9 protein-coding genes are annotated in these 10812 nt (G+C 70.7%); 5 read left to right on the plus strand and 4 right to left on the minus strand.

Features of this window, described 5'->3' with window-relative positions; translation table 11 throughout:
• The first annotated feature begins 323 nt into the window (after positions 1-323).
• The 3 genes from VF542_RS07795 to VF542_RS07805 all read left to right on the plus strand — a co-directional run bounded on the left by VF542_RS07795 (position 324) and on the right by VF542_RS07805 (position 3822).
• Positions 324-1361 carry a hypothetical protein gene (locus tag VF542_RS07795; RefSeq protein WP_408651131.1) on the plus strand — a complete coding sequence of 346 codons (1038 nt, stop codon included), beginning with the start codon at positions 324-326 and terminating at the stop codon, positions 1359-1361.
• 234 nt (positions 1362-1595) lie between these two features.
• Positions 1596-2462: an LLM class F420-dependent oxidoreductase gene (locus VF542_RS07800; RefSeq protein WP_408651139.1), complete on the plus strand. Its 867-nt coding sequence runs from the start codon at positions 1596-1598 to the stop codon at positions 2460-2462.
• A gap of 79 nt (positions 2463-2541) precedes the next feature.
• Entirely contained in the window at positions 2542-3822 is a 1281-nt protein-coding gene (locus VF542_RS07805; RefSeq protein ID WP_408651132.1) for a monooxygenase, read from the plus strand.
• Here the strand turns inward: VF542_RS07805 and VF542_RS07810 are convergent.
• Together VF542_RS07810 and VF542_RS07815 are read right to left on the minus strand one after the other, a co-directional pair.
• On the minus strand, positions 3807-4979 hold the full coding sequence (locus VF542_RS07810) for an NAD(P)/FAD-dependent oxidoreductase (RefSeq protein WP_408651133.1): 1173 nt from the start codon (positions 4977-4979) through the stop codon (positions 3807-3809). The two genes, VF542_RS07805 and VF542_RS07810, sit on opposite strands and share 16 nt — an antisense overlap.
• A complete protein-coding gene (locus VF542_RS07815) occupies positions 4976-6943 on the minus strand; it encodes a LodA/GoxA family CTQ-dependent oxidase (RefSeq protein ID WP_408651134.1) in 1968 nt (655 codons plus the stop codon). Before VF542_RS07815 ends, VF542_RS07810 begins: the two co-directional genes overlap by 4 nt.
• Before the next feature lie 259 nt (positions 6944-7202).
• On the opposite strand from VF542_RS07815, the gene VF542_RS07820 reads away from it, so the two are divergent.
• Together VF542_RS07820 and VF542_RS07825 are read left to right on the plus strand one after the other, a co-directional pair.
• Complete coding sequence (locus VF542_RS07820) at positions 7203-8330, plus strand: Vms1/Ankzf1 family peptidyl-tRNA hydrolase (RefSeq protein WP_408651135.1); 1128 nt, start codon at positions 7203-7205, stop codon at positions 8328-8330.
• A 25-nt stretch (positions 8331-8355) separates the two neighbouring features.
• Positions 8356-8766: a ChaB family protein gene (locus VF542_RS07825; RefSeq protein WP_408651136.1), complete on the plus strand. Its 411-nt coding sequence runs from the start codon at positions 8356-8358 to the stop codon at positions 8764-8766.
• A gap of 5 nt (positions 8767-8771) precedes the next feature.
• Here VF542_RS07825 and VF542_RS07830 read toward each other — a convergent pair whose 3' ends face one another.
• Positions 8772-9404 (minus strand): response regulator, encoded by a 633-nt coding sequence (locus VF542_RS07830; protein ID WP_408651137.1) that lies wholly within the window; start codon positions 9402-9404, stop codon positions 8772-8774.
• A partial coding sequence (locus VF542_RS07835) for a sensor histidine kinase (protein WP_408651138.1) occupies positions 9401-10812 on the minus strand: 1412 nt, incomplete at its 5' end. The genes VF542_RS07835 and VF542_RS07830, both read right to left, overlap by 4 nt.

The raw sequence follows: 10812 nt of genomic DNA on the forward strand, positions 1-10812 counted from the left end.
GACTACTCCAGCCCACCGGCCGGCACCTGCTACCGGATCCTGATGGTCAACGCCTCCGGCAACACCCCCAGCGCGGCGGTCTGCTCCTGATCGATCGGCTCACCACTGCGCAAGCCGGCTGTCTCGTTAGCCCTTCCGGGCCGACGAGGCAGCCGGTTCTTGCTGTCGGTCGCGCTTATCCGACCTGCCCGGTGTGCCTGGATACCCAAACCGATCGCGCACGGCTTGTCGATCGTTGCCCATTCGCGCTGGTATCCAGCCCGCGGCACACCTCTCTTTCTCAGCATCGTCCATTTCCAGAAAGGCAAAAGAACGTGCGAGGAATGAAGCGGGCTCTGGCCCTCACCGCGGCAGCGGCCCTCACCGGATTGAGCTCCCTGCTGGCGACTGCCGCTCCCGCGTCGGCGATGAACCCGTGCGACAGCGACAACCCGCCGGACTACTGCTTCCAGGAGCTGCCACCGCCGGCCCCGGCGGCTCCGACCTCGCTCCGGGCGACGTCCGTGCTGCAGACCTCGGTCACGGTGGCATGGGTCGACCAGTCCTCCACCGAGACCGCTTTCATCATCCGCCGGGTCGTCGGCAGCACCACCACCTCGTACTTCAGCACGCCGGCCAACACCACCTCGTTCACCGACACCACGGCTCCGGCCGGCAGCTACATCGAGTACTACGTCTCGGCCCAGAGGTGCGACGACGCGGGCTGCTCGTCCAGCTCCTCGGTTCGGGTGGCGGTCTACACCTACCAGCAGCCGGCTTACCCGATCGGCCAGCTGTCCTCGGACACCGTCTCAGGCACCACGAGTTACTACTACGTCGCCGGTTGGGCCCTCGACTTCGACACCGTCGACCCGATCCAGGTCTCGCTGGTGGCCGACGGCGTGGTGACCCAGACCAAGACCGCCAACACCGCCTACGCCGGTCTGAACGCCAGGTACCCCGGTTACGGCGACAACCACGGCTTCAGCTTCAACGGCGTCAAGTCCACCGTGAAGGGCACCCACACCGTGTGCGTGCGGGCCATCAACGTCGGCGGCGGCACCGACACCACTGTGACGTGCTCCTCCTACGTGGTCCCCGGCGCGCCGTCGGCGGCGACCAACCTGACGCTGACCAACACCGGCACCTCGATGGTCATCGGGTTCACCGACAACGCCAACGACGAGACCGGCTACGTGCTGCAGCGCAGCACCGACGCCCAGGCAAGCTGGCTGTCCGTCGGCTCGCAGTACCCGGCCATCAGCGGCACCGGCAGCCGGGGCAGCGCCACTGACTACTCCAGCCCACCGGCCGGCACCTGCTACCGGATCCTGATGGTCAACTCCTCCGGCAACACCCCCAGCGCGGCGATCTGCTCCTGATCGCGGCTGCGCGCCGACCCCGAGCCGGCTGCCCCGTCACCTCGACGAGGCAGCCGGCTTCGTGGTGCGCCGGCTTCGTGGTGCGCCGGCATCGTGGTGCGCCGGCATCGTGGTGCGCCGGCTTCGTGCCGCGCCGGGCGAGCCGTCGCCGCCGCGCTGACCGTCCTAGGATCGGATGCGGCGTACCGCCGATGGTCGAGCTCGCGCCGTGTCCGCGCGGGAGAGGAGCACATGGTGAAGGTCGGTCTGCACATTGCTGATTTCACCTATCCCAACGGGCCGGCCGGGCTGGCCGATGACCTCACCCGGGTGGCGGTGGCGGCCGAGGAGGCCGGGTTCGCGCGGATCAGCGTGATGGACCATGTCTGGCAGATCAGCGTGCTGGGCCCACCCGAGCACGAGATGCTGGAGGCGTACACGACGCTGGGTTACCTCGCGGCACGGACGTCCCGGGTCGAGCTGCTGGCCTGGGTGACGGCGGTCAGCTACCGGGAGCCGGGACTGCTGGCCAAGCTGGTCAGCACCCTCGACGTGCTGTCCAAGGGCCGGGCCTGGCTGGGCATCGGAGCTGCCTGGAACGGCGAGGAGGCCACCGGCCTGGGGCTGCCGTTCCCCGGCACGGCGGAGCGGTTCGAGCGACTGGAGGAGACGCTGCAGATCTGCCTGCAGATGTGGAGTGAGAACGACGGCCCCTACCAGGGCAAGCACTACCAGCTCGGACGCACCCTCAACGTGCCGCAGCCGATCCGGCGCCCCCCGATCCTGATCGGCGGTGGTGGTGAGAAGAAGACGCTGCGGCTGGTGGCCCGCTACGCCCAGGCCTGCAACCTGTTCGCCGCGCCCGACCTCGAACACAAGCTCGACGTGCTACGCGAGCACTGCGAGGCCGAAGGCCGCGACTACGACGAGATCGAGAAGACGGTGATGCTCCCGCTCGATCCCGGCGAGAACGGCGAGAAGATCCCCGACCTGCTGGTGCAGCTGCGGGGGCTGGCCGCGCTCGGCGTCGCCGAGGCGCACGGCTGGGTGCCACGGGCCTGGCAGACCGAGCGGCTGGAGTTGCTGGGCAAGGAGGTCGTGGCGGCGGCCGCGGAGCTGTAAGCCCGAGCTGGAACGGCTGCTGCTGAACCAGTAACCGGATGCTGCTGCGGCGCGCGGGCGGAGCAGTCAGAATGCAGGAGTGCCTGAAAATCGAGCTGGACGACTACGACCTCGGCTGATCCCGACGACGGCGGCTGCGCTGCTGATCGGTGCGCTGCTGGCCGGGTGCAGCCCGTCCGGAGGCGTTGCCGGTGACCCGCCGGCAAGTCCGGGCACGTCCGGGGGAACTTCAGGCTCTGCCACGGCATCCGGATCCCCGGCGTCACCGAGTTCGACCGACCACGGGCACGGCGGCCCCGCGGCCCGCTCGGTAGCGATTGCGGCCCTCAAGCCGGGCGAGCGCTGGATCACGCTGCCCATGCCCGGCGGCAGCTACCGGCCGCAGGCCGAGGCCGGCGGCACCGACGACTACCGGTGCATCCTGCTGGACCCCAAGATCACCACCGACTCCTTCCTGTCCGGCGTGGTGCTGGAGCCCGGCAACCCCAACCTGGTGCACCACGCCATCCTCTACCGGGTCGACCCCGAGCAGCTCGGTGCCGCCAAGGCCAAGGATGCCGGTGACCCGCGGCTGGGCTGGTCCTGCTTCGGCGGCCCCGGCCTGCCCGGCAACAACGCCGACCTGGGCGGGCTCAACTCGGCACCGTGGGTGGCTGCCTGGGCGACCTCGGGCGGCGAGCAGCGCTTCGCCGCCGGCACCGGCCAGCGCACCCAGGCCGGCACCCGGCTGATCCTGCAGATGCACTACAACCTGCTCAACGGCGACGGGGTGGACAGCACCACGGTCAAGCTGCGGGTCGCCCCTCGCGGTGCCCGGTTGCAGCCGTTGCAGACGCTGCTGCTGCCGGCACCCGTCGAGTTGCCGTGCCCGGCGACCGAGTCGGGCCCGCTCTGTGACCGCAACGCCTCCGTCTTCGATGTGGTCCGGCGGTTCGGGGTGAACTCCGGGCGGGTGGTGGCCGGCCTGCAACTGCTCTGCGACGGCTCGCTCACCGATCCCAGAGCGGGAGTCACCCAGAGCTGCGGGCGCCCGGTGACCGAGACCATCCAACTGCGTGCGGTCGCCGGGCACATGCACCTGCTCGGCAAGTCCGTCCGGATCGACCTGCTGCGCCAGGACGGCACCAGCCAGCGGCTGCTCGACGTCAAGGTGTGGGACTTCGACGACCAGCGCGCCGCCGTGCTGCCCCAGACGCTGACGGTGCACGCCGGGGACCGGCTGCGGGTGAGCTGCACGCACGACGCCACGCTGCGCCAGAAGCTGCCGGCGCTGGCCAAGCTGCCGCCCCGCTACGTCGTCTGGGGCGAGGGTTCCTCCGACGAGATGTGCCTGGGAATCGTCAGCTACACCAAGCCCTGACCCGCGGTCGAGCGTGCTGACCGGGCCTGGCTGAGCGCCGGCTCCGGGCTGGTGCGGCCGGCCTCGATGGTGGGCCCACCATGCCGGCGGGCCCAGAACGGCTCGGCCGCCCAGCGTCGCTCGGCACCGTAGTAGAGCGCGAGATTGGCCTGGTACGCCTGCCGGATCGCACTCAGCCGCCGTGCGTAGTCAGCGATCGCCTGATCCGAACCGGCCAGCGTGGCGGCGATCGCCTGGGCAGCCGCCCGACCGGTGAACAGCGCGGTGAGCAGCCCTTGCGAGGACAGCGGATCGAAGGACAGCGCGGCATCCCCGGCGGCAGCCCAGCGCGGCCCGGCGAACGGTTGCAGGTAGCCGCTGTTGGCCGCCACCCGGCGGGGCGGCAGCTGGAGGTGCGCACCGCCGAGCAGCTCGCGCACACCGGGCGGCATGACGTCCGGCACCGTCTCGATTCCGGTGTCGATGCCGGTGTCGAGGTCGGCGTCGCCGACCCGGCCGACCACCCTTGCGGGGCCATCGGCGCCCTCCGCGCGTAGCGAGTACCACCAGCCGGCCGGCGTCGCCTCGATAACCGTCCGGAGGTCGGTGTCCGACGCGGCCACCCGGTAGCCGCTGATGGTGGCGACGGCGGCATCGTCATAGCGCCGGCGCGCACCCAACCGGCCGGCAGCAGCCGCCGAGCGGCCCGAGGCATCGAGCAGGAACCGGCTGGTCAGCACGTTCCCGGCGGCGTCGGCGCACTCGATCAGCTCGTCACCTTGCCGGACGGAGCGCAGCCGGACGGAGCGCAACCGGCCATGCCGCAGCTCGGCTCCGGCTCTGATCGCCTGCGCCTGCAGGAACGCGTCGAACACCGCGCGGTCCAGGTGCCAGCCCGGCCCGTCGGGATCCCGGATCGAGGACCGCTCGACCGGGTGGGAGGAACCCCAGACCGAGCGCACACCCCTGCTCGGCGTGGGCTTGGAGTCCACGAACGACTGCCAGCACCCGAGATCGACCAGCAATCGCCGGCCGGCTGGCGGCAGGGATTCCACAACACCGGGCGGCCGCCCCTGATCGGCCAGCAGCACCACCCGTAGTCCCAGCGCCCGGGCCCGCAGCGCGGCCGCACTTCCGGCCGGACCGGCGCCGATGATCAGCAGGTCGGAGCAGCTCACCGAGGCCGGCGGCGGAATCGGCGTACCAGGTCGATGTCGGCGACCGTGACGTCCTCGGGCGCGATCGGGACCGGCAGCGCCCGCATCAGGTCCGGCAGCGCCCGCATCAGGTCCGGCTCAGCCCCGGCCACCGCCTCCGGGCTGTGCAGGGTCAGCAGGTTGCGGTGCGGCGGCGGCGGCGGGACGTCGAAGCTGACATCGGACTCGACCTGCAAGCTCGCCGGGAAGTCCGGGCTGTCGGTCGGGCCCGGCTGGGCAGCGACCACCCCGAGCTTTCCGAAATCGCTCACCATGGTGGCCAGTTGCAGCTGGTAGTCCCCGGGCAGGAAGCGCAGCCATGCGGCCCGCCGCTCGAAGGCCTCACGACGGTCGGCGAGCGGGAGGGAGGTGTCGAGCACCGTGTCGTAGTCGGCCTGGGTCAGCACGTGGTTGGGCACCCGAGCCGGCCAGAAGGTCGGCAGGTACGGATCGAAGGCCGGCGTCAGCGCCGACGTGTAGCCCGAGCGGCAGCTGGCGGTGTCGGTCTGCCAGGGCACCGCCATCCATCGGGTCAGGTCACCCGGAGACTGCTCGTACAGCGGGCCGCCTTCCACCGTCACGTTCTGATAGGTCAGCAGCGGGCCCATGCAGGGCGGGGTGCCGGACTCGCGGCGCCGGATCCGGAACGGCTCGGAATACATCGTGAGATGGCGCATCGGCCAGGTCAGCTCGCAGCCGGGATGGAAGGCGTCGGCCAGGCAGAACTCCAGCGCGGCTCGATCCAGGGCGGCCGGCTGCAGGTCCAGCGGCACCTGGTCGATGCTGCTGGGGGCAGCCGGCGCAGCCGGGTCGTAGTCGGCGAGAAAGTCGCCGGCGGCCCAGCGTTGCATCATCGCGTACTGGGTGGCCGACAGGGTGGAGTGCTGGCGCACCGAGACCGGCGGCAGGCTCATCGTGTCGCCGTACAGCCACGGCCACGGCACCGGGGACTCGCCGTCGCGGTCCCAGTTGCGGGAGGAGTTCCACACCAACTGCCGTGCCTCGGCGAACTCGGCGGCCGGGTTGGCCAGTTGGGCGAGATAGCCGGGATCCAGGAAGTGTTGCCGGCCGCCCCAGCCGTATGCGGTGGCAAAGCCGTGATTGGCCCACTGCAGCTCGCACAGCCGGGTCAGGATGGGCAGGACGTCCCCGGTGAACGAGACCGTGGCCGGCCGCGTCAGCCAGCCGGCCTGGAGGTAGAGGTCGACCAGCAGGTCATACATCGTCCGGACGCTCTTGAGCGCCGGCGCGTAGTTCGGCGGCGCGACCGCGACCCAGCCGCCGTCGACCGGAATCGACGTCCCGCCGATGCGCACCGTCGCGGTGACCGGGCCGTCGGAGGTGTCGTCGTGCCAGCCCTCGTTGTTGGCGAAGGTCACCGGCGGCGCGCCGGTCGCCGAGGCCGACACTCCCCGTCCGCCCAGCACCAGCAACCGGCCGGCGTCATCGGTGCGCAGCTCGCCGAGATAGACCGGCGTGCCGAGGAAGGTGCCGGTGTCGAAGGCCGGCCCCTGGGTATCGCAGCCGGTGACGCTGCGCGGACCCGGATCGATGATCAGCGAGTCGCGGTCCTGCACGGCCCGGTTGCGCTGGCAGGACGGCTCGGCGGCGTCGGGGTCGGCTGCCTCCGGCACGTCGAGCGCGACCTGGAACTCGTACCAGGCGGCCTTGCTGTTGACCAGCTCGACCTGCCAGTCGATCTCGGCATTCGCCGCGGTCAACTCGGCCACCACCTGACCGGCCGCGTCGTACCCGTAGAGCCGGAACCGGGCGGCCTGCCGCTTCAGCGCACCGGTGGCGTCCTTGTAGTCAGCCGCCTCGCGCGGTTCGGGCTCGGTGGTCTCGGGACCGATCAGGTAGTCGTTCTCGCTGTCGCCGATCCGGGCGATACCGATGCCCGGGTGCACCCGGGCATGGACGATCGCGCTGAGGTCGGGACTGGTCATGACAGCTCCTTGGAGGTTCGATCTTCTTCGGCGACGCATCGACCGCCGGCCACCGGTACGGACGTGTTAACAGGGCGGCTTCAGTGTGGATCAGCGGACAAGAGGGTCAAGTACCCCACTCGGCGCGTCGGACGGCGGTCACCGCGGCTACCCGGCCACGTCGTAGTATCGGGAAAAGCGACGGCCGAACCTGCGGGAGTTCTCGGTCCAGGCCCAACAGCGCGCCCGAGTCGTCTGACACATGAGGTGAGCGCACGCCATGCAGATTCCTGACTCCATTTCGGCCCTGTACAGCCACCAGGGCCCGTTCGTCTCGGTATACCTGGACGCCACCCGGGCAAGTGAGTCCGGGGACACCGAAGTCGAACTCCGGTGGCGCGGCCAGCGGGAACGGCTGGCCGAGGCCGGCGCCGATGACAAGACGCTGGAGGCCGTGGACGAGGTGGCCGGGGCGCACCTGGACGTCGCCGGCCGGCACGGGCAGTTCATCGTTGCCGCCGGTGGCGAGGTGCTGCTCGACGAGGTGACCCGCCGGCCGCCGTTGCGCGAGGTCGGGCGCTGGTCGGCGCTGCCTCACGTGCTGCCGTACCTGGTCGACCGGTCCACCCAGATCCCGCACCTGACCGTGCTGATCGACCGGACCGGCGCCGATGTCTACACCGTCCTGGACGAGATCCACACCGACCAGATGTCGGTCGAGGGAGGTGCTGAGTACCCGCTGCGCAAGACCGGCCGGGACGTCTGGAACGAGCGGGCCTTCCAGAACCGGGTCGACAACGCCTGGGAGACCAACAGCAAGGAGGTCGCCCAGACCATCCACCACCACCTGCCCCCCGAGGTGCGGGTGATCCTGGTGGCCGGCGACGTCCGGGCCCGCAACCTGGTCACCGAGGAGCTCACCAAGGTGCTGCCCCAGCGGGTGACGGTGCGCCAGCTGGAACACGGCGCCCGGGCCGAGGGCGCCTCCCGCGAGGCGCTGGACGAGGAGGTGCGCTCGGCGCTGCTGCACCAGCTGTGGGCCGAGCGGCACGACATCCTGGCCCGGCTGCAGCAGGCAGTCGGCCGGCACGACTATGCGGTCACCGGCATCTCGGCCGTCCTCGATGCCCTTCGCAAGGCGCAGGTCGACACCCTGGTGCTGTCCGACGATCCGTCCTCGACCGCAACCTGCTCGATCGGGCCGGACCCGCTGCTGCTGGCAAGCACCGACGCCGAGCTGAGCGACCTCGGCGTCACCGAGATCCAGCAGGACCGGCTGGACGCGGCGCTGGTCAGGGCGCTGGCCGGTAGCGGCGCCGGCCTGGTCATCACCCCGGGCGGCCACCAGTACGTCGAGCAGGGCATCGCCGCCCTGCTGCGCTACACCGACGCCTCGACACCCACCTGAGTCGCTCACCCAAGGGAGGAACACCATGCCTGCCAAGGAAGAACTGCCCTCGACCCTGAAACGATCACCGAAGAAGGCGCAGGAGACCTGGTCTGCGACCCACGATTCAGCGGTGGAGCAGTACGGCGAGGGCGAGCGGGCCCACCGCACCGCCTTCTCCTCGCTCAAGCACTCCTTCGAGAAGGTCGGCGATCACTGGGAGCCCAAGGAGGACGGCAAGAAGGGGCCCTCGGACGAGCACGCGTCCCAGCGAGGGGCGCGGGCCCGGCGCGGCGGCCAGACCGCCGAGGGCGTGGACGCCAACGCCACCAAGGCGCATCTGATGGAGATCGCCAAGCGGCTCAACGTTCCCGGCCGCTCGCGCATGACCAAGCCGGAACTGGTCGAGGCCATCATGAAGGCCAACCGGAGGGCGACCGCCAAGGCTCGCGGCTGAGGCTGTCAGGAGGACTTGGCTTCAGGAAGGTGGTCCCGTGCCCACAGGGCGGCCGAGGTCCGGTCGCTGACCCCGATCCGGCGGAAGATATTGCCCAGGTGCGCCTTGACGGTTCGCTCGGCGATCCCCAGTGAGCGGCCGATCTGCTTGTTGGCCAGGCCCCGGCTCGCCAGCACCAGTACCTCGCGTTCACGGCTGCTCAACTGCTCGACCACCGACGTCGGTTGCCGGTTCGGCAGCAGCGCCATTGCCACCCTCGGGTCCAACGGTGCGCCGCCGGCACTGGCCGAGCGCACCGCGGCAAGCAGGTCGGCGGGCTCACTGTCCTTGAGCAGGTAACCGACCGCCCCGCTGGCGAGCATGTCGTTCACCTTCTCCTTGTCGGCAAAGGAGGTCAGGGCGATCACCCGGGTCGACGGGTCGCGATCGATGATCAGCCGGGTCGCCTCGATGCCGTCGAGCACCGGCATCGACACGTCCATCAGGATCACATCCGGCGCCACCGCGACGCTGAGCTCCACCGCCTGCCGGCCGTCGGCGGCCTCGCCGACCACCTCGATGTCGGGGGCGGTGCCCAGCAGTCCGGCCAGCCCGGCCCGCACCAGCCGGTGGTCATCGGCAAGCAGCACCCTGATCACGTCGGGACCTCCATCCGGAACCGGGTGCCGTCCGCACCGCTGGCCACCGACAGCCTGGCACCCGCCGCGACCGCGACGTCGGCGATCAGCCGTAGCCCGAAATGGCCTTCGGTAGCGGCCTGTTCGGCGCGTTCGGGCTCCAGGCCGCGGCCGTCGTCAGCCACCTCGAGCCGGACGCTGCTCGGCTGCTGGCTCAGCTCGATCCAGATGGTGCCGGCTCCCGAGTGCCGCACCGCGTTGCGCAGGCATTCCTGGGCCACCCGGAACACCGCCTGTTGCTGCTCGGCGTCCAGTGCCGCGGCGGCTGCCGGATCGGCGTCCAGCTGGATCCGGGCGGTGGAGCCGGACTGCGTTCTGACCAGGTCCGCGAGTGCCGCGGCCAGTCCCTCGGCGGTCAGGCTGGGCGGATAGATGTCGACCAGCAGCGAGCGCATGCCGGCGACCCCGTCGCGGACCGTCGCGGCGGCCTCGGCGAGCCGCTCGGCCCGCGCTGACTCTCCGTGCGCACTGGCGCGCTCCACCTCGCCGCCGACCAGGAAGGCGGCGCCGGCCAGTTGCTGCACCACGCCGTCGTGCAGGGTCGCGGCGATCCGCCGCCGCTCCTCGGTGGAGGCATCCAGCGCGCGCCGCATCAACTGCTCCCGTTGCAGGTGCGCCGAGCGGGCTCGCCAGTAGAACAGCCACAGCAACGGGGCGAGCAGGACGAGCACCGCGGCCAGGCTGCTCAGCATGACGCCGGAGAAACCTCGCCAGAGCTCGTCGCTGCGCTGCGAGACCAGGTCATAGCGAAAATAGGCTTCGAACAGCAGGGGTTTCCCGCTCGGCGTCCACACCGGCCGATAGACCTCGAGCAGCTTGCCGGGCGCGGACTCGAAGACGTTCTCCGGACGATCGAGATCGGTGATGCCGGCCTCCGTGCGGGGTGCGGTCAACGCTGAGCGTGCCTCGTCGTCCAGGCCGAAGCTCTTGCCGATGAGCCGCCGCTCGTCGGAGTAGAGAACCAATCCCTGCGGGCTCCAGAGTTTGACCCGGACCACCTGGGTGCTGAGGACTCCCTTGCGTACTACCGGATCCAGGCCCGCTGATGCCCGTGCCGGATCGGTCGCCATCGCATCGGTGAGCGCCGGCTGAACCACGCTCTCGGCGAGGATGTCGGTCACCTCGGCTACTTGATGGACGGCTTCCTGCTTGGCGATCCGCTGGAACACCAGGATGCCGCTGACCGCGACGACGGCGAAAGCCACCACCACCGCGACCGCTACCTGCGCCATGATCCGCCGGAGCGAGGCCGGCCGTGGCGCGCTGGTTCGCGACGACACCAGGACCCGCCATTGCGGCGGCTCCCGGTGCGAGGGCCGCGGTCCGGATTCCGGCCCGGGGTGGTCAAGCGGCGGGGGGGGGGGGGGGG

This window comes from Jatrophihabitans sp. (assembly GCF_036389215.1).
Classification (GTDB): Bacteria; Actinomycetota; Actinomycetes; order Mycobacteriales; family Jatrophihabitantaceae; genus Jatrophihabitans_A.

What these genes read in the sequence shown, in the direction of transcription:
- VF542_RS07795 (WP_408651131.1), top strand. Translation starts at nt 324, where the DNA reads ATGAAGCGGGCTCTGGCCCTCACCGCGGCAGCGGCCCTCACCGGATTG.
- VF542_RS07815 (WP_408651134.1), bottom strand. Translation starts at nt 6,943, where the DNA reads ATGACCAGTCCCGACCTCAGCGCGATCGTCCATGCCCGGGTGCACCCG.
- VF542_RS07820 (WP_408651135.1), top strand. Translation starts at nt 7,203, where the DNA reads ATGCAGATTCCTGACTCCATTTCGGCCCTGTACAGCCACCAGGGCCCG.
- VF542_RS07825 (WP_408651136.1), top strand. Translation starts at nt 8,356, where the DNA reads ATGCCTGCCAAGGAAGAACTGCCCTCGACCCTGAAACGATCACCGAAG.